Annotated in this window: 21 protein-coding genes; 13 read left to right on the top strand and 8 right to left on the bottom strand. The window is 63.0% G+C overall.

Annotation, left to right across the window (positions count from 1 at the left end; genetic code table 11):
• Positions 1-12: 12 nt before the first annotated feature.
• A complete protein-coding gene (locus tag FJ527_RS11985; protein WP_140823187.1) occupies positions 13-900 on the bottom strand; it encodes a LysR family transcriptional regulator in 888 nt (295 codons plus the stop codon).
• 145 nt (positions 901-1,045) lie between these two features.
• Here FJ527_RS11985 and FJ527_RS11980 point away from each other — a divergent pair, with 145 nt between their 5' ends.
• Positions 1,046-2,581 (top strand): MFS transporter, encoded by a 1,536-nt coding sequence (locus FJ527_RS11980; RefSeq protein ID WP_140823186.1) that lies wholly within the window; start codon positions 1,046-1,048, stop codon positions 2,579-2,581.
• A 39-nt stretch (positions 2,582-2,620) separates the two neighbouring features.
• On the opposite strand, the gene FJ527_RS11975 is transcribed toward FJ527_RS11980, so the two are convergent.
• Positions 2,621-3,397, bottom strand: coding sequence for an alpha/beta hydrolase-fold protein (locus tag FJ527_RS11975; protein ID WP_015316013.1), 777 nt, complete (start codon positions 3,395-3,397; stop codon positions 2,621-2,623).
• Positions 3,398-3,400: 3 nt separating this feature from the next.
• The gene (locus FJ527_RS11970; protein ID WP_140617648.1) at positions 3,401-4,567 is read right to left on the bottom strand and encodes an ATP-grasp domain-containing protein; all 1,167 of its coding nucleotides are present in this window, start codon (positions 4,565-4,567) and stop codon (positions 3,401-3,403) included.
• A 401-nt stretch (positions 4,568-4,968) separates the two neighbouring features.
• Between FJ527_RS11970 and leuA the strand changes: the two genes are divergently transcribed.
• The 4 genes from leuA to FJ527_RS11945 all read left to right on the top strand — a co-directional run bounded on the left by leuA (position 4,969) and on the right by FJ527_RS11945 (position 10,462).
• Positions 4,969-6,708 carry a 2-isopropylmalate synthase gene (gene leuA, locus FJ527_RS11960; protein ID WP_140823185.1) on the top strand — a complete coding sequence of 580 codons (1,740 nt, stop codon included), beginning with the start codon at positions 4,969-4,971 and terminating at the stop codon, positions 6,706-6,708.
• A gap of 218 nt (positions 6,709-6,926) precedes the next feature.
• Positions 6,927-8,702, top strand: coding sequence for a hypothetical protein (locus tag FJ527_RS11955; protein WP_140823184.1), 1,776 nt, complete (start codon positions 6,927-6,929; stop codon positions 8,700-8,702).
• Positions 8,703-8,992: 290 nt separating this feature from the next.
• Entirely contained in the window at positions 8,993-9,739 is a 747-nt protein-coding gene (locus tag FJ527_RS11950) for an alpha/beta fold hydrolase (RefSeq protein WP_246677714.1), read from the top strand.
• A 108-nt stretch (positions 9,740-9,847) separates the two neighbouring features.
• Positions 9,848-10,462, top strand: coding sequence for a hypothetical protein (locus tag FJ527_RS11945; protein WP_140823183.1), 615 nt, complete (start codon positions 9,848-9,850; stop codon positions 10,460-10,462).
• On the opposite strand, the gene FJ527_RS11940 is transcribed toward FJ527_RS11945, so the two are convergent.
• Positions 10,446-11,375: a metallophosphoesterase gene (locus FJ527_RS11940; RefSeq protein WP_140617643.1), complete on the bottom strand. Its 930-nt coding sequence runs from the start codon at positions 11,373-11,375 to the stop codon at positions 10,446-10,448. The genes FJ527_RS11945 and FJ527_RS11940 overlap by 17 nt on opposite strands.
• Positions 11,376-11,428: 53 nt before the next feature.
• Between FJ527_RS11940 and FJ527_RS11935 the strand changes: the two genes are divergently transcribed.
• A complete protein-coding gene (locus tag FJ527_RS11935; protein ID WP_140721592.1) occupies positions 11,429-11,926 on the top strand; it encodes an NUDIX domain-containing protein in 498 nt (165 codons plus the stop codon).
• Here FJ527_RS11935 and FJ527_RS11930 read toward each other — a convergent pair whose 3' ends face one another.
• Complete coding sequence (locus FJ527_RS11930; RefSeq protein WP_140823182.1) at positions 11,927-12,919, bottom strand: glutathione S-transferase family protein; 993 nt, start codon at positions 12,917-12,919, stop codon at positions 11,927-11,929.
• Between the two features lie 267 nt (positions 12,920-13,186).
• Between FJ527_RS11930 and FJ527_RS11925 the strand changes: the two genes are divergently transcribed.
• The 5 genes from FJ527_RS11925 (at position 13,187) to FJ527_RS11905 (ending at position 16,841) form a co-directional block, all read left to right on the top strand.
• Positions 13,187-13,798 carry an N-acetyltransferase gene (locus FJ527_RS11925; RefSeq protein ID WP_246677708.1) on the top strand — a complete coding sequence of 204 codons (612 nt, stop codon included), beginning with the start codon at positions 13,187-13,189 and terminating at the stop codon, positions 13,796-13,798.
• Positions 13,795-14,556 carry a 3-hydroxyacyl-CoA dehydrogenase gene (locus FJ527_RS11920; RefSeq protein WP_140823181.1) on the top strand — a complete coding sequence of 254 codons (762 nt, stop codon included), beginning with the start codon at positions 13,795-13,797 and terminating at the stop codon, positions 14,554-14,556. Before FJ527_RS11925 ends, FJ527_RS11920 begins: the two co-directional genes overlap by 4 nt.
• Positions 14,557-14,667: 111 nt before the next feature.
• Positions 14,668-15,429, top strand: coding sequence for a HugZ family protein (locus FJ527_RS11915; RefSeq protein ID WP_140721584.1), 762 nt, complete (start codon positions 14,668-14,670; stop codon positions 15,427-15,429).
• A gap of 171 nt (positions 15,430-15,600) precedes the next feature.
• On the top strand, positions 15,601-15,945 hold the full coding sequence (locus FJ527_RS11910) for a metalloregulator ArsR/SmtB family transcription factor (RefSeq protein WP_015316000.1): 345 nt from the start codon (positions 15,601-15,603) through the stop codon (positions 15,943-15,945).
• A gap of 101 nt (positions 15,946-16,046) precedes the next feature.
• Positions 16,047-16,841, top strand: coding sequence for an RNA methyltransferase (locus tag FJ527_RS11905; RefSeq protein WP_140823180.1), 795 nt, complete (start codon positions 16,047-16,049; stop codon positions 16,839-16,841).
• 46 nt (positions 16,842-16,887) lie between these two features.
• On the opposite strand, the gene FJ527_RS11900 is transcribed toward FJ527_RS11905, so the two are convergent.
• Together FJ527_RS11900 and FJ527_RS11895 are read right to left on the bottom strand one after the other, a co-directional pair.
• A complete protein-coding gene (locus FJ527_RS11900) occupies positions 16,888-18,042 on the bottom strand; it encodes a hypothetical protein (RefSeq protein ID WP_140823179.1) in 1,155 nt (384 codons plus the stop codon).
• Positions 18,043-18,198: 156 nt separating this feature from the next.
• Positions 18,199-18,735, bottom strand: coding sequence for an EipA family protein (locus tag FJ527_RS11895; RefSeq protein ID WP_224530344.1), 537 nt, complete (start codon positions 18,733-18,735; stop codon positions 18,199-18,201).
• Between the two features lie 385 nt (positions 18,736-19,120).
• Between FJ527_RS11895 and FJ527_RS11890 the strand changes: the two genes are divergently transcribed.
• Both FJ527_RS11890 and FJ527_RS11885 read left to right on the top strand, forming a co-directional pair.
• The gene (locus FJ527_RS11890; protein ID WP_015315996.1) at positions 19,121-19,750 is read left to right on the top strand and encodes a histidine phosphotransferase family protein; all 630 of its coding nucleotides are present in this window, start codon (positions 19,121-19,123) and stop codon (positions 19,748-19,750) included.
• 247 nt (positions 19,751-19,997) lie between these two features.
• Positions 19,998-20,366, top strand: a complete 369-nt coding sequence (locus tag FJ527_RS11885; protein WP_015315995.1) for a response regulator — start codon at positions 19,998-20,000, stop codon at positions 20,364-20,366.
• 123 nt (positions 20,367-20,489) lie between these two features.
• Here the strand turns inward: FJ527_RS11885 and ctrA are convergent, their stop codons facing one another.
• Complete coding sequence (gene ctrA / locus FJ527_RS11880) at positions 20,490-21,185, bottom strand: cell cycle two-component system response regulator CtrA (RefSeq protein WP_006203583.1); 696 nt, start codon at positions 21,183-21,185, stop codon at positions 20,490-20,492.
• Positions 21,186-21,517 lie beyond the last annotated feature (332 nt).

The following is a 21,517-nucleotide window of genomic DNA, read 5'->3' as shown; positions in this document are numbered from 1 at the left end:
ACCAAGGCACCGCTATCGCGCGGCTGCCAGGCGTTCGGGCAGGAAATCGACGAAGACGCGCACCTTTGGCGACAGATGGCGATTGGAGGGCCATAGCATCCGGAACTGGCCACGGCCGTCGACATGATCGTCAAGCACGGTGCGCAGCCGGTCCTCGCGCAGCGGGTCCCCCACCAGGAAATCGGGCATGCAGGCGATGCCGAGTCCGGCGATCGTGGCGCCTTTCAAAGCTTCCATGTTGTTGCAGGTCAGCATCGAACGGATCAGCGGTTGGGCGCTCCCGGTAATGAACGGCCAGTCCAGCAGCCTGCCGCTGTTGAGATAGCGGAAGTTTATGCCGAAATGCCTGATGAGATCCGCCGGCACACCGGGAGTGCCATGGCGATCGAGGTAGGAAGGAGCCGCGCACAGCAGCATGCGGAAGGGCGCAATGGGTCTGGACACCAATCGTGAATCAGGCAGCTCGCCGCTGCGGATGGCGACGTCGATGCCTTCCTCGATGACGTCGACGATCCGGTCGTTGAAATCGATATCGAGCTCGATCTCGGGATAGCCGGCCATGAACTCCGACAGCACCGGCAGCAAAAGATGGTAGGTGACGATCGGGGTCGAGACGCGCAACCGCCCACGCGGCGTCTCCCTTATCCGCGACAGCATCGCCTCGGCATCGTCGATGTCGTCGAGGATGCGCCGCACGCGCTCGTTGAACAGCTTGCCCTCCTCCGTCAGGCCGATCCGCCGCGTGGAGCGCTGCAGCAGCCGCACGCCGAGTTGCTGTTCGAGTCGCGCGACGCTTTTGCCGACCGCCGAAGCGGAGATGCCGAGCGCCCGGCCGGCGGCGACGAAGCTGCCGAACTCGGCGGTGCGGGCGAAAGCCAGAAGGCCGCTGAGGCGATCCATCATGTTGCTCCATTCGAGCGTTTCAGTCCGTTATATCAGGATATTTAATACTATTATTCCTGATCTGTCTCTGACCTATCTTGGTCCGCATGATCGGCGCCGCGGTTGCGCATGCCGGCGCAGACCGCTCAGATAGGAAAAACCCATGACCTTGAAGACCACCACCGGCCCGGCCGAGAGATGGCTCGTGCTCTTGTCGGTATGCCTCGCCGCGATGACGATGCCTCTGACCTTCACCGGCCCGGCCGTCGCGCTCTCCCGCATCGCGGCCGATCTCGGCGGCAGCCCGATCACGCTCAACTGGGTGACCAACGCCTTTATGCTGACCTTCGCCGCCAGCCTGATGGCGGCCGGAGCGCTGGCCGATAATCATGGCCGCAAGCGGATCTTCCTCGTCGGTCTTGCCCTCTACATATTCGCTTCGCTCGGCGCGATGCTGGCGTCCGACATCGCCTGGTTCGACATCTTCAGGGCCGCGCAAGGGCTCGGCAGTGCCTTGGCCTTCGCCGGCGGCGCCTCCGCACTTGCCCAGGAATTCGAGGGACCATCGCGGCTGCGCGCCTTCTCCTTCCTCGGCACCAGTTTCGGCATCGGGCTGGCCTTCGGCCCGATCGCCTCCGGCCTGCTCATCGCCGCCTTCGGCTGGCGGTCGATCTTTGTTCTGGTGATGGCGCTCGCGGCTGGCTCGGCAACCCTCGGCCTGCGCACCATCAGGGAATCGCGTGATCCGGATGCTTCCGGCCTCGACTGGGCGGGCGCCGCCACGTTCACCTTCGCGCTGGCCTCGCTGACCTATGGCGTGCTCCAGGCGCCCCAGAGCGGCTGGACCGATCCGCTGGTGGCAACGCTTCTCGGCGTCGCCGTCCTTTGCTTTGTGCTGTTTGTCGTCGCCGAGCGGCGCGTGCGCCGGCCGATGCTCGATCTCACCCTGTTTCGCTTTCCTCGCTTTGTCGGCGTCCAGTTTCTTGCGGCGGCGCCCGCCTATGGCTTCGTCGTCCTGCTCGTACTTTTACCGATCCGCTTCATCGGCATCGAGGGGATGAGCGAGATCAAGGCCGGGCAATTGATGATCTGCCTCTCCGGACCGTTGCTGTTCCTGCCCTTGCTCGCCGGCCAGCTGGCGCGCTGGATCGCTCCGGCCACGATCTGCGGCGTCGGCCTGCTCGTCGCGGCGGCCGGCCTGGTCTGGCTGAGCCTGACGCCACCGGTTGAGGTTGCGCTGGTCGCGCCACTGATCCTGATCGGCGTCGGCATCGCCTTGCCTTGGGGGTTGATGGACGGGCTCGCCGTCAGCGTCGTGCCGACGGAGCGGGCCGGGATGGCGGTCGGCATCTTCAACACCACCCGTGTCGCTTGCGAAGGTGTGGCGCTGGCCATCGTCATGGCGACCCTGTCAGGCTTCACCGCCGCGCAACTCGCCGCTCGGGGCGCTGCGCCTTCCAGCGACGCCGCCGCCGCGGCGCAAATGCTGGTGACCGGCAATGTCGGTGGAACCGTGCACCATTTGCCGGCGGCGGGCGTCGCCGTGCTGGTCGAGGCCTACGAAACGGCGTTCGACAGGCTGCTGATCGTGCTGGCGGCAATCACCATCGTCACCGCCCTCGTCGTCTTTCTCGGCCTGCGCCGCGGATCCGCGGCGGAGCACCAGACCGCACCCCTGCCGGCCTGCCAGGAGGGGTAGGCGTCAGCCATTCGCAGGCCAGCTGAATATCAATGCACCTTAGTCCAGCCTGTGCATCAGATCGTCATCCAGCCAGCGGCCGAAGAAATAAGCCAGCTGCTTGTGCCACCACGGCCAGTCATGGCTGACGTCGCCGCCCCAATAGTCGACCCAGGCCGGAATGGATTTGTCGCGCAGTATCTGTTCCAGCTGGCGGGTCTCGACCAGCATGCGCTCTTCCCATGCGCCCTGCCCGCAGCAGAAGATCAGCCTGAGCGCCTTCAGCCGCGCCAGCAGTTTCGGGTCGACGATCCCTGGCAGATAATCGAGCGGCGAATTGTAGAAGATGTCGCCGTCGAGCGCCTTGCCGAAGAAATCGCGGGCCGAATAGACACCCGACAGCGAGATGACGCCGCTGGCGAGCTCGGGAAACCGGAAGACGAAGTTCGAGGAATGGTAGCCGCCCATCGAACAGCCCGAGAACAGCGGCTTCAACCGCCGTCCGCCATTGGCTTGCGCGGCGGTTTCCAGAAATTCCGGCAGCGCCTCCTCGCGCAGATAGCGGAAATAGGCCTCGTGCCGGTCGATGCGATGCACGGCATCGACATCCCTGGCGAAGAAGGATTCTGTATCGATGCCGTCGACGGTGAACAGCTGGATGCGGCCGGTATCGATGAACTCGGCGAGCGCCCCCGCTCCGCCGGAATCTTCGAACTGGTAGAACCGGCCCTGCGAGGTCGGGAACACCACGACCGGCCGGCCGGCATGCCCGTAGCGCTTGTACTCCATGTCGCGGCCGAGATTGCGGGCGAAGACCTTGTGATAGGAAATGTCCATGCCTCAAGCCTTTTCGGCGTGGATATAGGCCACCGCCTCGCGCAGATCAGCCTGATCCTTCGAGCGCATCTGGTAGGCGTAATTTCCCATGGCCCGGCTGAAAACCTCTTCTATCGGCTGATGATGGACGATCTTGTCGCGGTGGGCGGCTAGCACGTCCGCGTGGCTATGCAAATAGTCGAGGTGGCGCTTGCGGCTGGCATAGGCGGTGAAATACTTGCCCTCATAGGGGCCGCCGACGGCATCCTTGACCACCATGTCCGCCCATGCCGCGTAGACATCGATGTCGAACGTGTAGTTGATCGCGTCGGTCATCCAGGCGCCGGGCGGCCGCATGTTGACCTCCAGCGCGATGATGCGGTCGTCCCTGGTCTCGAACAATTCGATATGGAAAAAGCGTTCGCGCACGTCGAATGCTTTCAGGATCTTGCGGCCGGCCTCCTCGACGGCAGGCCTGATCCGAGGAAAGCAGGTGTAGCTCATGTGGCGGTCCTTGTTGACCACGTCCATGACGCTCTGGTCGTAGCGATGGCTGGCCGCCAGCACCACCTCGCCGTCACGGTTGATCAATCCGTCATAGGTCACAACCAGCCCTTCGATGAACTGCTCCATGACGAAGGTCACGTCCTCCGGCTTGTCCCGGAAGAACTGGTCGAGCTCTTTCGGATTGGAGATCTTGAACGTGTTCGAAGCGCCGGAGCCCGAATCCGGCTTCACCACCACGGGGTAGCCGACGCGGCGGATGAAGGTCATGGCGCCGGCCCGGTCGGAGCATTTGCGCTGCGCGATCGTCTCGACACCGCTCTTGCGGAAGAAGGCGCGCATGCGGCTCTTGCGCTTCAGATTCTTCACGAAATCGAGCTTGGTGCCGTAGATGTTGAAGTCGGTGCGGATGTTGGCTTCTAGCTCCAGCCAGTGCTCGTTGAGCGATTCGAACCGGTCGATGCGGCCCCATTTGTGGATGAAATGGCCTATCGCCCGGAACACCGGCTCGTAATCCTCCATGTCGGCGACGCGATAGTATTCCGAAAGCGCCTGCTTCAGCTTGCCGTCGAGCGCATCATAGGGCGCATCGCCAATACCGAGCACGGTCGCGCCGGCCTTCTTCAGCCGGTCGCAGAAATCGGCGCCATTGGCGGGAAAATGCGGCGAGAAGAACACGAAATTCATGAACGCCCCCTGCCGACGGCACCCCGCCGGAAGCCAAGTCTGGCGCATTTGCGGCGCGCGGGGAAGAGCATCCGCGTTAAGATAAAATTCGACGGGGGCCGGCCCGCTTGCCTCCAACAGGCCGCTCCTGTATGAGAGCGGCCATGAACACGCGCGCCACCACCGCTTCCCGTCAGACCGGCTTTGCCGGCGAGACCGTGCGCGCGCTTGCCTCGACCCTGCTTCTTCTCGGCCTTATCGGCGATCGCCGGGTTCGCTGAAGGAGCGCCCGGCGGTCGAACCGCCGCGCAAGCGCATGCTCCTTGGCAAATCATATCAAGCGAACGAAATTCTGGTAAAGGCGCCGCTTGGCTCCACATCCGCCTGAAAGGTGGACCCGCCAGCCGCCGGGAGAAACAACGATGAACGCACGAGAAGACATCCGCGCCAGCGAGGCCGCGACCGGCAAGCAAGTTGGCCGGGGCATGCCGGACGCAGCCCGCAAATATCAACCCTACCCGACCGTCGGCCTCACCGACCGGACCTGGCCCTCGAAGGTGATCGACAAGGCGCCGATCTGGTGCTCGGTCGACCTGCGCGACGGCAACCAGGCGCTGATCGATCCGATGGGCCACGAGCGCAAGGCGCGCATGTTCGGCCTGCTGCTCGACATGGGCTTCAAGGAAATCGAGATCGGCTTCCCCTCGGCTTCGCAGACCGATTTCGACTTCGCGCGCTGGTGCATCGAGCAAGGCAACGTGCCGGCCGATGTGTCGTTGCAGGTGCTGGTGCAGTGCCGGCCTGAACTGATCAGCCGCACCTTCGAGGCGCTGAAGGACGCCACCAACCCGATCGTGCATTTCTACAACTCGACCAGCGAGTTGCAGCGTCGCGTCGTCTTCGAGAAAGATGTCGGCGGCATCAAGCGTATCGCGACCGACGCGGCCAAGATGATCACCGACATGGCTGCCAAGGCCGGCGGCGGCTATCGCTTCGAATATTCGCCGGAGAGCTTCACCGGCACCGAACTCGAGGTCGCTCTGGAGATCTGCAACGCCGTCACCGAGATCGTCAGGCCAACACCCGACAACAAGCTGATCATCAACCTGCCGTCGACGGTCGAGATGTCGACGCCCAACATCTATGCCGACCGCATCGAGTGGATGTGCCGCAATCTCGACAACCGCGAAAACCTGATCATCTCGCTGCATCCGCACAATGATCGTGGCACCGGCATCGCCACCACCGAACTCGGCTTGATGGCTGGCGCCGACCGCGTCGAGGGCACGCTGTTCGGCAATGGCGAGCGCACCGGTAATGTCGACATCGTCACCTTGGCGCTCAACATGTACACGCAAGGCGTCGATCCGGGCATCGACTGCTCCGACATCAACCGGATGAAGGATGTCTACGAATATTCGAACCAGCTGAAGATTCCCGAGCGCCACCCCTATGTCGGCGAACTCGTCTACACTGCTTTTTCCGGCTCGCACCAGGACGCCATCAACAAGGGCATGAAGGCCTTGAAGAAGGCCAACACACCGCACTGGGAAGTGCCATACCTGCCAATCGATCCGGCCGATGTCGGCCGCAGCTATGAGGCCATCATCCGCATCAACTCGCAGTCGGGCAAGGGCGGCATTGCCTATGTGCTGCAGGCCGATTACGGCCTCAATTTGCCGCGCAACCTGCAGATCGAATTCAGTCAGGCTATCCAGGCGATCACCGACGCCGAAGGCAAGGAAGTGCCGGCCAAGCGTATTCATGACCGCTTCCTCGAAACCTATGTCGACCAGCCTGGCGCCCGCCTGAAATTCCTCGATCATCACACTTATCCGGCCACCGAGGTGAAGGGCCGGCGCGTGGTCGAGGCGGTCATCCTCGACAACGGCAAGGAAGTGACGATATCAGGCACCGGCACCGGCCCGATCGACGGCTTCGTCGATGCGCTGTCACGCCATGTCGGCGTCGAGATGTCGGTGCTCGATTATTCCGAGCATTCGATGCAGCGCGGCTCGAATGCGTCGGCTATCTCCTATGTCGAGATGGAATATCCCGGCGGCAAGCTGTTCGGCGCCGGCATCAACACCAACATCGTCGCTGCCTCACTGGAAGCGGTAACGTCAGCGGCCAATCGTATCGTCGGCCGCAACGCGCGATAGTTTACCGTCGGCGCGAGAGCCGGGATTGGCTCTCGCGCCGCCATCCTTCGGGCCTGGATTGCTCCGGCATCCTGGCCATCCTGTCGCGCGCGGCTCATTAACCACCGGGAAAATATCCGGTGGGGTACGCGATCGCATAATGGGTGTGTACTTGTATGGCGGTGCGGGCATTATATGATCCGTGCCTTAACCTGTGCCGACTTCGAGAGGATCGACACTTGCAGCATGCCACGCCTGCCGCCCCCGCAGTGCGCGAAACATTGGAGCGACTGCTTGCCAGCGAAACGTTCGGAAGATCCGAACGGGCACGCAAGCTGTTGCGTTATCTTGTCGAGCGCGAACAGGCAGGCGAAGCCGACAGGCTCAAGGGCTTTTCCATCGCCATGGATGTCTTCGGCAAGGACGGCGATTTCGATCCTTCGACCGATGCGGTGGTGCGGGTTCAGGCCGGCCGGCTGCGCGACTTGCTGCAGCAATATTTCGCCAATGAAGGTGTTGCCGAGCCTGTCCGCATAGCCATTCCGCGCGGCGGCTATGTCCCGGCCTACGAGCTCAATGCGATCCGCTTGCCTGAGACGGCCGAACTCGCCATCCAGACGGGAGCGGCGGCGGCTCCATCGGCGCAACGCGGCACTGCCGAGAGTGCCATTGCGGCCCCTGCCTTACTGGCACCGATGGTTGCGCCGGCGCCGTCGGTGGCACGTCACCTCAGATTCTTCTGGATGGCGATCGCCGTCGTCATCGCCATGCTTGGTGTTCTGATCCTGCGTCAGGGCAGCGGTGCGCTGCTGGCAGGCGGCGACCTTGCGGCCACGCTCGAGACCGCAGGCCTCACCGGCAGCATCGAGCCGTCTCCCGCCAGCGAGGCCTTGCCGCTCGTCTACATCGCCGTCAAGGCCAGTGGCACGGATGCCAGCCGTGTCGCCGCATCGCTGCGCGCCGGCCTGAGCGGTTTCGATACGATCGACTTCATCGGTCGCGACGCGGTCGCCACGACCGATCCGGCCACCAATGCCACAAGCTTCATCTTCGATATTCTGCCTGGGCCGGATACGGGCGAAATCACGATTGAACTGCAGAGCGTGGCGACCGGACGGGTGCTTTTGTCGCGCAACCTGACCGCCGCCGAAAGCGCACCGACCGCCGTCGAGAACCGTATAGCCGGCATCTTGACGTCCGCTCTTCCCGCTTCCGGCACGATCTACAGCTATCTCGAACAGAGCGGTATTCAGACCGTCCTCACGCAATGCCTGACGCTCAACGACAAATATTATCTCGACCAGAACGCCAGGACCCACGAAGCCGCCTATCGCTGCCTCGAAACCCTCGCCGAACGCGGCACCAAGTCATCACTGGTCTATTCGGAACTCGCCTCGCTGCACCTGGAGGCCGTGAACGACCACTACGCCTATCCGCCGGATGCCACGATCGAGAAGGCGATGACATTTGCCCATCGCGCCGTGCAGATGGGACCGACCAGTCCTTATGCGCATCGCTCCTACGGCTACATCAATTCGCGTCTTGGCAACGCTGACGAGGCGCTGCGCTGGATGCGCAAGGCCCATGACCTCAATCCCTACGATCTCGCCATGGCCGCAGCTTACGGCTATGGGTTGATTTTCGCTGGCAGGTATGCCGAGGGGACGCCGATCCTGGCCCAGGCGGTGGACGCCTCCAGCGGTCATCCGACATGGTGGGATTTCGGACTTTTCGCCGGCGAACTCATGCTTGGCGACACGAACAAGGCCGCCATCGCCAGTTCCTCTTTGAGAACAACCGCAACCAAATCGCACTATCTTGCAGCCCGGCTGATCGGTGCCAAGATCGCCGGCCAGGACAATCTGGCGCGCAAGCTGCTCGACGAGCTAACCGCCAAATTTCCGAAATTCACCGCCGATCCGCGCGCGACCTTCATCGACCGGAAATATCCGCCCGATCTGACCGAGCGGCTGGTTGGGGCCCTGCGCGCGGCGGGCCTCGGCAACGCGAGCTGACGTCCCACCAACGGGTTGTTTGGACCAACCGAATTGTTGGCCGCCGAAAGTAGGTGGCAAACCCCCGATACGACGGATTGTCGGCTTTGTCAGGCGACTTCGCAAGGTCGAGAGAGCGCAACCGCCAGTCGTCGCGAAAATTTTACTGGCCATCGTGCTGGACAAGGAGCAATCCAGCCGCATTCCCATCTTCCCGTCCCGTAATCTTCCCGTCCCGTAATAAGCTTTCACATTTCAATGATCGCATCGCTCACGCCACCGAACAGGGTGCTGGCTCGAAGGCCGTCGCCCTGCTGCATGGTTTTGGCGGCTGCCACGGTGTCTGGCACGAAGTGATCCCGTCGCTGTCGCCTGCGGTGCGCACACTCGCTTATGACTTGCCGGGGCACGGGCTGTCGCTCGATTTCCCCGGCGCCGGCCCGGCCAAGGTGGCGGCAAGGGCCGTCCTGACCGATCTCGCCGCGCGATCGGTGAAGCGCGTTCATCTGGTGGGCCACTCGATGGGCGGCGCGGTGGCGACGCTGATGGCACTGGCCGAACCCGAGAGGGTGGCCTCGCTGACACTTCTGGCGCCGGGCGGCTTCGGCCCCGAGATCAACGGCCCGCTGTTGCGCCGCTTTGCCGCCTCATGGGATCCCTCCGACATCCGGGCGTGCCTAAGCGCGATGTCGGGACCGCTGACGCGCGCCGTCGACCGCACCGTGGATACCCTTCGCGACATGCGCGAGCGACCCGGCCAGGTGGAGAAACTCATCGAGATTGCTGCCGCCATGACCAGCGACGACCGGCAGGGCGTCATCCCGCACGACCGGTTGGACACACTGACCATGCCGGTGATGGTGGTATGGGGGAGCAATGACCCGATGCTACCCGTTACCCAAATGGATGGTCTGCCCGCGCGATTTCACGTGCACCACGTGCTGGAGGCTGGCCATATGCTGATCGAGGAGGCGCCCGATCTGGTCGCCACGATCATCCAGCGCAACATGAACCGCCGCGCCAGGCCCTTGCACCCGAAACTCGCTGCGACCGGCTGAGACGTCCCGCGCGGCACCGAGCGGGCGCTCTGCCATGTTGATCTCGCGAGTGCATTTTGCCTTCGGCTGTGTTAACTGCCTGTTAACCAAACCCGCGAGGCCACGCCGATGAAGGACGCAGGCGAGAAGATCGATCCGTCAAAGAAACTGTCCGATGCCATCCGTGATGTGAAGAATGCCTTCGCTGACCGCGACGATGTCGTCGTCGACATGCGCGAGGCGCACCGCATGCGCCTGGACCTGCTGGCCGCGGACCTCGCGCCCGTCTTTGCCGATGTTCCAGCCGACATGGACAATTTCGACTTTGTCGTCTCCTCGGGGCTGCAGCCGCGCCTGTGGATCGACGCCGTCAGCCATGTCGCGATGGGACGCGACCGTCGCACCTACCGCTTCCTCAAGGATACACGCATTGGCCGGGTCGTGCTTGCCGAGTCGACCGAGATGAAGCCGGTCGCCGATTCCGTGACGCGTTATGTGGCCGAGCGCATCGTCGAGCGCCAGAGGATGATGGAAGGTGGCGTCGAGCCGGCGGTCGCCGGCATGAAACGCGCCGAGGTCGCGGAAGCCGAGCCACCGCTGCGAGCATCGACGCAAGGCAAGGGCTGGTCGGCCTTCCTGTCCGGGCTTGGGCTGGTCGCCGCCGGCGCGCTGGTTGGTCTGGCGGTGTCGGCCGCGCTGCTGTGGGACCGCATCTCGGCCATGGTTCTCAACTGGCGGCCATAGCCTCGCCGGGCTCGACCCCGAGTTCCAGGCTCTGCAGATCGGAAGGCGGTATTGACGGTCCGGTCAGACCGCGCCGCGTCAGGTGGATACGCCAGTTACCCTTTTCGCCGTCGATGTCGAACAGATTGTACTGTGCTGCCGGGTGATTGCCGCCCGGCGCCTGGCCGGCGGCGGCGACCCCGACGACCGGGATCTTTGCACCGCGAAGCCCAATCTGGAACAGCGACGGCAGATGCGAATGGCCGTGCAGCACAAGCTCCGCGCCATGGCGGCGGACGATTTTGTGGAAGCGGGCGATGCCGAACAGCCGCTTGTGCTGGGAGACGGCGCCCCGCAGGGGCGGATGATGGATCATGATCGCGCGGAACAGCCCTTGCTTCGCCGTGCTCTCGAGTATCTTGCCGAGCCGAGCCGCCTGCCCCTCCATGAAAAAACCATTGGCCATGAAGGGCGCCGTGGCGCGCGCCGTCGAAACCCCGATCAGCGCGATATTGCCGCGCACGCGCAGATAGGGGAAGGCATTGCGGTCGACCGGCGTGTTGACACCGTCGCCGCTCATCCACGCCGCCCACGACCGGCAGACCTTGTCGAATGCGCCGGGCACATAGGCGTCATGGTTTCCCGGCACCACCGACACCACATGCGGTGGCCCCAGCGTCTCGAGCCAGTGTTTGGCCATCTCGATCTCACCGTCGAGGGCCAGGTTGACGAGGTCGCCGGTGACGGCGAGATGGTCCGGATTTTGCGCCTTGATATCGGCGACGATGGCGTCGATGACGGCGTCGTGCATGTGGCGGCGGCGGTTGCGCTGCCAGTTGACATAACCGAGCACGCGCTTGGAGGCGAGATCGCGATAGGATACATCGGGCAGCGGCCCCAGATGGACATCGGAAATATGCGCGAGCCTGAACATCCCTCCTTCATAGGCGACGTGCGCGCCCCTTTCCACCCACGGTTTCGCTACTGATGGCGAGCGACGAGGAGGCTCCGTTCCGCCAGACCGGCTGGGCGGGTTTGAGGGCGCGGCTGTTCCATCTCTATTTCGTGCTGCGGCGGCCAATGACGCTCGGTGTGCGCGGCCTGATCCACGATGCCGCCACCAATTCCGTCTTCCTCATCCGCCATACCTATGTGCCCGGTTGGCAGCTTCCCGGCGGCGGCGTCGAGGTCGGCGAGACGATGGCCGAAGCGCTGGCGCGCGAACTTTACGAGGAAGGCAACATCCAGATCACGGACGCGCCGATTCTCAAATCGATGCATTTCAACCGCCGTGCCAGCCGGCGCGACCATGTCGGCTTCTACCTCGTCGAGCATTTCAGCCGCACCGCACCGAAACTGCCAGACCATGAAATCGCCGAGGCCGGCTTTTTCCCGCTCAATCGCCTGCCGGAGGGCACGACGCCGGCAACGCTGCGGCGGATCGCCGAAATTTTCGCCAACGTGCCAGCATCGCCCTATTGGTAGTCAGGCAGCAGCCCTTCCGAACCGCGCCCGATCATGCGGCGCGCCATAGTCGAGCGTCGGCCCGACCGGCACGATCCGGGTCGGGTTGATGGTCTCGTGGCTGCCGTAATAATGCGCCTTGATGTGGCGCAGGTTCACGGTCCCGGCGACGCCAGGCACGCTATAGAGGTCGCGCAGATAGTTCGACAGGTTCGAATAGTCGGCGATGCGGCGCAGGTTGCACTTGAAGTGTCCGACATAGACCGGGTCAAAGCGCACCAGGGTGGTGAACAGCCGCCAGTCGGCCTCGGTGATGCGATCACCCACTAGGTAGCGCTGCCTGGAAAGGCGATGTTCCAGAGTATCGAGCGCCGAAAACAGCGCGCCGAACGCCTCCTCATAGGCCGCTTGCGTGGTGGCGAAACCGGCTCGATAGACGCCATTGTTGACGGCGGGATAGACCAGCCCGTTGATCGCGTCGATCTCGCCGCGCAAGGCCTCGGGGTAGAAGTCGAAGCTGGCGTCGCCCCATTCGTCGAAGGCCGAATTGAGCATCCGGATGATCTCGGAGGATTCGTTGGAGACGATCGTCTGTTCCTTCTTGTCCCACAGCACCGGCACCGTCACCCGGCCTGAATAGGCAGGATCGGCCTTGGTGTAGATCTGGTGCAGGAAGTCGAGACCATAGAGCGTGTCGCCGGTGGCGCCGTCCTCGGCGAGAAACGTCCAACCGTCCGCGCCCATGAAATGGTGAACCACCGAGACGGAGATGATGCCTTCCAGCCTCTTCAGCGTGCGAAAAATCAGCGTCCGGTGCGCCCAGGGACAGGCGAGTGAGATGTAAAGGTGATAGCGGCCGGGCTCCGCCTTGAAGCCGCGACTGCGGCCTTCGGCGGGTTTGCCGTCGTGCGTGATCCAGTCGCGCCATTGCGACTGCGCCCGCACGAACTTGCCGCCACTGTTCTTCGTGTCGTACCAGCGATCCTGCCATTTGCCGTCGACGAGCAATCCCATGAATTGTCCTTTCGGGTTTCCCGTCATGTAGGGCGCGATGCGGCAAGGCGGAAAGCATCCAGGGCTGAACAGATCGTCAATCGGTAGTGCCAGCGAACGGGTCGATTGCGGCGGCGCAAAATTGATGCTAGCGGACACTCCGCATGTTCGACTTTGCTTTGATCCGGTTTGACCGACGACGAAAGGGCGCCCGCGCTTGATGAAGCGCTGACTGGCGAATGCTGCCGTTTGCAGCAACCTTTCCTCCTCTACCGGAACGCAAAGACCATGAGCCTTGCCGACGTGAAATACCTGCCGGAAACTCCGGCGCATGATCCTCAAATCGAAGCCATTAACGACGAGGCCTTCGGCCCCGGCCGTTTCGTGCTGGCCGCCTACAAGATCCGCGAGGCCGGCGGCCACGAGCGCGCCCTGTCCTTTGTCGCGGTCGACGGCGACCTCGTCGTCGCCTCGGTGCGCATGACCCGCATAGCGGCGGGGGCCGGCCGGGCGCTGATGCTTGGGCCACTCGCGGTACGGCCGGCCTTCAAGAACCTCGGCATCGGCCGCCGGCTGGTAGCTATCGCGCTGGAGGCGGCCGCCAAGGCTGGCGCGCCGGCCGTCATCCTGGTTGGCGACGAACCTTATTACGGGCCGCTCGGCTTCAAGCGCATCCCCCGTGGTCAGATTTCGATGCCTAGGCCTGTCGACCTCGACCGCCTTTTGTCGCACGAGATCACGCCCGGCGCGGTTGCCAGGCTTTCCGGCGAGGTCGGTCACGCCAGCCAGCCAGGGCCGCCGAGCACGTCTAGGCGATGGCTTGACCCGGCCTTTCAATCCGGGCCTGATCCGTCCCTGTTTGATAGCAAGCCCATTCTCACGGGAAGGATGACGCCATGAATCCCAGCGGCCAGATAGCAATCGTGACCGGCGGCGGCTCCGGCCTTGGCGAGGCAACCGCTCGTGCGCTTGCCGCCAAGGGAGCCAACGTTGCCATCTTCGATGTCGGCATCGAGCGCGCGGCCAAGGTCGCGGCCGAGATCGGCGGCATCGCCGTCCAGTGCGACGTCGCGAGTGCCGACAGTGCCGTCGCCGCCCTGGCCGAGGCTGCCGCCAAGCTGGGCGAGCCGCGCATCCTGGTCAATTGCGCCGGCATCGCCATCGGCGTGAAGACGATCGGCAAGGATGGACCGCATCCGCTCGACCAGTACCGCAGGGTGATCGAGGTCAATCTGATCGGCACGTTCAACATGATCCGCCTGGTCGCCGACCGCGCCGCGAAACTCGAGCCGCTGCGGGGCGGCGAGCGCGGCGTCATCGTCAACACCGCTTCGGTCGCCGCCTATGACGGCCAGATCGGCCAGGCGGCCTATTCGGCTTCGAAGGGCGGTGTCGTCGGCATGACGCTGCCGGTGGCGCGCGATGTCGCCCGATCCGGCATTCGGGTCTGCACCATCGCGCCCGGCATCTTCAAGACGCCGATGATGGCCGGCATGCCGCAGGAGGTGCAGGATTCGCTGGGCGCCGCCGTGCCTTTCCCGTCGCGCCTCGGCGAACCATCCGAATATGCCGCGCTTGCCCTGCACATCGTCGAAAACCAGATGCTGAACGGCGAGACCATCCGCCTCGACGGCGCCATCCGCATGGCGCCGAAGTAAGGCGTGTCGCCCCAAGCTGCGAAGCGGTTTGCGCGGGCACCTCCCCTTGCCAAGTCCGGCATCATCGGCTGACAAGTGGAATAGGAAATCAACTTGGCAGGGCGAGAAACCTTGGACGATCGAAAGAAGGATGTCATCCGCGAGACCGACGCCGAGGCGATCCGCCTGGCGAAAACGCTTCTGCGCAGTGCCCGTTTCGGCGCCCTGGCGGTGCTGGAACCGGGGACCGGGGCGCCGCTGGCGAGCCGGGTCGGCGTCGCCACCGACATTGACGGCGCACCGCTCATCCTGGTGTCGATGCTCGCGGCGCACACGTCGGCCCTGCTTGCCGATCCCCGCTGTTCCCTTCTGCTCGGGGAGCCTGGCAAAGGCGATCCGCTGGCGCATCCGCGGCTGACGCTGGCCTGCCAGGCCTCGCGGCTGGAGCGCGGCTCGCAGGCCCAAGCTCGCGCCGCGCGCCGCTATCTCAACCGCAATCCCAAGGCGAGCCTCTATGCCGGGCTCGGCGACTTCTCAATCTTTCGCCTTGAGCCGCAGCGCGCCAGTCTCAACGGCGGCTTCGGCAAGGCCTATCTGCTCGACCGGGCCGATCTGGTCACCGCCGGGCCGATTGTCGAAGAGCTCGCGGCGAGCGAACAGTCAGCCGTCGAGCACATGAATGCGGACCATCTCGACGCGATCGCCAACTACGCCCATCATTTTGCCAAGGCGCCAGGTGCTGGCTGGAGCATCGCCGGGCTGGACGCCGATGGCATGGATCTGGTGTCCGGGGACGATGTTTGCCGGGTATTCTTTCCGCAACCACTGGCGACTGCGCAGGAATTGCGTCCCGTTCTGGTTGAAATGGCGAGGGCCGCCAAGGCGGCATCCTAGGCGCAAAGCGAGATTAAATTGCATTTGATCAAAAGCAACGCTTGAGATTTGAAAGAAATGTTCTAGGCTTTAGGTGTGGTGCTGACTCGTCGGCACCTTCACACGTGAATTTATGGATTCAGGCGCCATTGCCCCCATGGCGCCTCGATGAGCAAACAGCATGGGGCATCAATGGTCTCGACAAAGCTAATCGCCAACGCCGAATCAGCTGCCGAATTTCTGATGCTGATGGGCAACGAAAAACGGCTGTTGATCATGAGCTATCTGATCGACGGCGAAATGTCGGTCGGCGCCATCGCCGAAAAGGTGATGCTTAGCCAATCCGCCCTCTCGCAGCATTTGGCCAAGTTGCGGGCGCTGGACCTCGTGGACACCCGCCGCGATCGCCAGATGATCTACTATTCCTGCAAATCCGATGCCGTGCGCGAACTGCTCGCCATGCTGGAAGGCATTTTCGGCGGCGGCAAGGAGGATCTGTCCCAAATGGCGCAGAGGTTGCGCCGCGCCGGGACTTGACCGGACGCTGCCGCGGTCGTTTACCTCGCTGACGATTTCCGGAGCGTGGTTGGTGTGTCTTTCCCGGCGCACGGACCGCGCTTTCGATTGTTGAGCGGGACATGGACCCAATTCGCATCGACGATCCACGCGATCCGCGCGTCGCAGCCTATCTCGATATTCGCGAGCGCGATCTGGCGGGCCGGCAAGGCCGCTTCGTCGCCGAGGGCAAAGTGGTGCTCGACCTGCTTTTGTCGTCGAGGCGCTTCACCGCCGAATCCATCCTGATCCTGGAAAACCGGCTTGGCGGCCTGGAGGAGGTGCTGCGCAAGGCGCAAGCGGACCTGCCGGTCTACGTCGTCGCCGGCGGGGTGATGGACGCGATTGCCGGATTCCACATGCACCGCGGCATCCTGGCCATCGGCCGCAAGGAGACGCCGCATCCGGCCGGGTCATTGCTGGATGCCTTGCCCGCTCAAGCCCTGATCGTCGTGCCTGTCGGCATCGCCAACCACGACAATATGGGTTCGATCTTCCGCAACGCCGCCGCTTTCGGCGCCGATGCGGTGCTGATGGACGGGACATGCTGTGATCCGCTGTACCGCAAGGCGATCCGGGTTTCGGTCGGCGCCGCGCTCAAGCTCCCTTTTGCGTCCTTCACCGACACCGCGGGCTTCACCGCGGAGCTCGACCGCCGGGGCTATGACCAGTTCGCATTGTCACCGCGCGGCCGGATCGACATACGCGATGCACGGCGCGGCGAGCGGCTGGCACTCTATCTCGGCACCGAGGGCGAAGGCCTGCCCGAAAGCCTGCTTGCCCGCCTGCAAACCGTGCGGATCACCATGTCGAAGGGCTTCGACAGCTTGAACGTCGCTGCCGCCTCGGCCATTGCCCTGCATCATTTCTCGCGCTGACGATCATGTGAGCCAGGACACGGCGAAAGCGTCAGCCTGCACGGCGTCAGTTGGCTTCTGCTTTCTGCAAGGCGCGCACGCGATCGGCGAGGCTGCGGTCGTTGCCGGCAGAGCGATTGTCCTGCGGCGCGGCGAGCGCCTTGGCGATTGGTGAATCGGGGCCTTCGAGCTTGGCCGTCAGGTGGACCACCTCCGCCGCCAGCTCATTCATCTGCTCGCGCAGCGCGGCACCATTGCCGTTCGTCAAACCCGACGATGCGGCGGCGCCGAGATCCGCCTTGAGGCGCTTGTTCTCGCGCGCCAGCGCCGTCAGCCTGGCCTCCAGCCGTTCGCGGTCGCCGTCAAGCTTGGCAATCGCCCGGTCCAAATCGTCGCGCTTGCCGGCCTCCTCGTGCCGGGCCGGCTCATCTGGCTTGCCGACCAGCCGCAGGGCCGGTGCGCCGTCCTCGGTTTTCGATTTTTCCCGCAACCGCGCCAATTCCTTTTCCCGCCGATCAAGCTTGTCCTCACGGTCGGCGAGCGTTGCGAGCAGCCGCTGGACCTTCTTGTCGAGTTCAGCGGCCCTTTTCTTCTCGGCCTTCAGGGCATCGCGCGCGGCCTTGCTTTCGGCCATGATCTCCTGGCTGCGCCGATCCGCTTCCTTGCGCTGGCCGCGCAGCAGCAAGATATCGCTGGCAAGCTTCTGCAATTCGGATTCGCGGGCCACGAGTTCGATCTGGCGGCTGCTGGAGGCAAAACTGGCGTCGTCATACATGTGCTCCAGCTTCTCGAGATCGAGCGCCCGCCTTTCCAGCTTTCGTTCGGTTTCCTTGAGCCGCTCCGAAAGCTGATGTAGTTCCTCTTCGCGCTGTCGAAGCGCTTCGTTCTTGGCGCCGAGTTCGGCGAGCGCGTGGTCCTTGTCCGTGCGCTCGACCGCCAGCGCCTTCAGCGCCTCGCGGCCGCGATTGATCTCGACGAGTTGTTCGGCCGCCTTCTCGCGCAGCGTCTTGACGTTGATTTCGAGGCGCCGCGTCGTCATGGCGTATTCGGCCCGGATCTGGTCCTTGTCGGCCTGGATCTCGGCTTGCGTCAGCGGAATGGAGGCCTCGATGCGCCTGCGGGTCAGTGCGACGGCACGCCGCCAGACGGCGGGAGCCACCATCAGCGCCAGAAAGCCGGCACAGAGAAAGCCGAGGGCAAAGAACAGGACCGACTGAACCAAAGGACTACCCGTTATCGACGACAACTTGGAAGGCTGGACCGTGCCATCTTGGCATGGCGGAAATCCGGCACCGCGGCAAGGGCTTGCCGCGGCCCATTCGGGTCGTCGGTTGAGGAATCCGGTCGAACCGTCCGTGATTCGCTCATATCGGCCGGATCAGAACGGATTCCAGGTCGCCCGCTCGGTCAGTTTCAGGTAGCCCAGATTGACGCCGAGCCGGGCGCCGACGCCGGTACGGATCGGCACCAGCAGCACATTGTTGTTCTTCAGCACGTTGAAGCCGACACCCGCCACCACATAGGCCGAACCGGCGACGCCGCCATAGCGATTGTAGAGGTTGCCGACATCGTCGAGATTGTAGACCAGCATCATCACGCGTGACCCCTCGCCGCCGAAATCCCAGCCCAGCGACGGGCCTTGCCAGAACACTTTGTGATCGCCGGCATTCTTGGTGTAGAGCGTGCCTTCGCCATAGGTCAGGCCGCCGATCAGCGCACCGGATCCCTCCTCCCCAAGCAGGTAGCCATTGGGCAGACCGTAGGAGGCGAAAATCTTCTCCACGACGGTGGCCAACCCGCCCGACGTCGCGCCGAAGAACTTGTGGCCGGAATCGACAATCTCCTGAGCGGTGTACTCCTGCGCCCGCAGGGGCGATGTCGAGAAGACGAGAACGCCCATGAGCGCGATCGCCATTGAGAGGACACGGAGAAAACTCCGGTCATAGATTCGGGAAAACATGCTTCCAATCTCCGTCATGAAGCACTTTCGCCGACGCCTCGCATCCGTACGGCTCTTTAGGCGGCCGTTAAGGATGACTGTTAGGGGCAAACTATGCCGTAATCCTTTTTCAACCATTAAACTCCCACATGAAGATGGCGGTTCGAAGGCTCTTGGCCGCTCGAGCGGACACGCAGCCTGCGTGAACGCGCCATATGCCATGACGGCAATTTTGGATTTGTTGCTGCACGCACGGGCGCTGTGTATTCAGAAAGCCTTGGGTTGAAGCGTGATTCGTGTGGGCAGGCGCGAAGATCGATCGCTCGGCCGTCAAATGGAAGATTTTGCAGGGATTTCGCCGATGGCCGATCTGTTCACCCTTACCGCTCCCGACCTGGCGGCACTTTTATGCAGCCGCGTCTGCCACGACATCATCTCGCCGGTCGGCGCGATCAACAACGGGCTTGAACTGCTCGACGAGGGCGGCGCCGACGAAGACGCCATGCGGCTCATCCGTCAGAGTGCAAAAAACGCTTCGGCGCGTTTGCAGTTCGCCCGCATCGCCTTTGGCGCGGCCGGCTCGGCGGGCATGATGATCGACACCGGAGATGCCGAGGCCGTCGCCATCGCCTTCCTCAAGAACGAAAAGCCGGAATTGGTCTGGAATGGAACCCGTGCGCTGCTGCCCAAGAACAAGGTCAAGCTGCTGCTCAACCTGCTGCTGGTCGCCAACGCCGCCATTCCGCGCGGCGGCAAGCTGGTCGTGACGCTCGAGAATCTCGAAACCGAGCCGCGTTTTTCGCTTTCGGCAAGCGGGCCGATGCTGCGTGTGCCGCCGAAATTCCTCGAACTGCACTCCGGCCACAAGCCGGAAGAGCCGATCGACGCGCATTCGGTGCAACCTTATTACACGCTGCTGTTGGCCCGCGAGGCCAACATGACGATTTCGATTCACGCGACGCCTGAAGAAATCGTCCTCTCAGTGGCCTGAAAGTCGGCGCCGGCAGCGCGACCAAACGAAGTATTTCAGTCTGAAATATTTCATTGACGCCACAATCGCGGCGCGATGATCTTTGCCCGCTCGTCGACACCGAAGCATCCGCAAGGAAAAACCCGCCGAACGGTTTCTTTGCAAAAATTTTACCTAACGGCTTTTCGGCTTCTTTACCAGATCGGTCTAGGCTGCGCCGTAGATGCCCCGCACGACCGGATCGCCCAAGGGCAAAGAGGACGCGGAAATGAAACGCTGCATGTTCGTCGACGATTCAAGCGTCATCAGGAAGGTTGCAAAACGCATCCTGGGCGGTTCCGACATGATGGTCATCGAGGCGGCCAGCGGGCTTGACGCACTGGAGATGTGCGCCGCCGACATGCCCGACATCATCGTCATCGACGGCGCCTTGCCGGATATGCAGGCGGTCGACCTCATCCGGCGCGTGCGCGCCATGGAAAGCCCGATCCGGCCGCAGATCCTGATCTCGCTGGTCGAACTCGATATCGCGTCGATCATGCGAGCCAAGCGCGCCGGCGCCCAGGGCTATCTGTTGAAGCCCTTCAATCGCCCGCAACTGCTCGAACGTTTTCGCGCCTTGAAAATCGCTGCCTGAACGGAAGCTGTTCCAGGCAAACCGCGCGGTGGTCTGTCGTGTCGCACAAAAACAAATAATTGCTCCACAATGCAAAAAAACCCGGCCAAGCCGGGTTTTTTAGAAGTGCGCTGCCGACTGCGCTCAGGCGCTGACGCGGATATCTTCCGGTTCGCGCAGCACATAGCCGCGGCCCCAGACAGTCTCGATGTAGTTCTGGCCCCCGGACGCGGCGTCGAGCTTCTTGCGCAGCTTGCAGATGAAGACGTCGATGATCTTCAATTCCGGCTCGTCCATGCCGCCATAGAGGTGGTTGAGGAACATTTCCTTGGTGAGCGTGGTGCCCTTGCGCAGCGAGAGCAGCTCCAGCATCTGGTATTCCTTGCCGGTGAGGTGCACGCGCTGGCCGCCGACTTCGACGGTCTTGGCGTCGAGGTTGACCACCAGGTCACCGGTGGTGATGACCGACTGGGCGTGTCCCTTCGAGCGGCGCACGATGGCGTGGATGCGCGCCACCAGCTCGTCCTTGTGGAACGGCTTGGTCATGTAGTCGTCGGCGCCGAAGCCGAGGCCGCGTACCTTGTCCTCGATGCCGGCCATGCCGGAGAGGATGAGGATGGGCGTCTTTACCTTGGAGAGGCGAAGCGTTCTCAAGACCTCGTAGCCGGACATGTCCGGCAGGTTGAGATCGAGAAGGATGATGTCGTAGTCGTAGAGCTTGCCCAGATCGACACCCTCTTCGCCGAGGTCTGTCGTATAGACGTTGAAACTTTCCGATTTCAGCATCAGCTCGATGCTTTGTGCGGTTGCACTGTCATCTTCTATCAGCAGAACACGCATTTCATTCCCCTTTTCTGCCGCCGGACCATTTCACGACCCGTCATGTCCCGGAGCAGTGGTTGCCTTGTGCAGAGGCTGCCATCGAATGGTTAACAAAACCTAATTTCCCGTCCAATACGGTATCAGATTTTTTAACCCCTTTCTACACCCTCTTGAATCTAATAACGAATCACAGACCAAAATTCCTAATGCAGCACATTAATAACCCGGACTAAGTGACTCCAGGGACTCATCGACGCGGCTTCGCTTCGGCGGCCGGAATTTTTACCCGGCCTTAAGCCCTGACCCGTATGATTAACAATGCCCGTAAACGAATGGTTACCGTCGGCAAA

Origin of the sequence: Mesorhizobium sp. B2-4-18, assembly GCF_006441385.1 — a bacterium.
Taxonomy (GTDB): domain Bacteria; phylum Pseudomonadota; class Alphaproteobacteria; order Rhizobiales; family Rhizobiaceae; genus Mesorhizobium; species Mesorhizobium australicum.
This window is presented reverse-complemented; position numbering and strand designations above follow the sequence as displayed.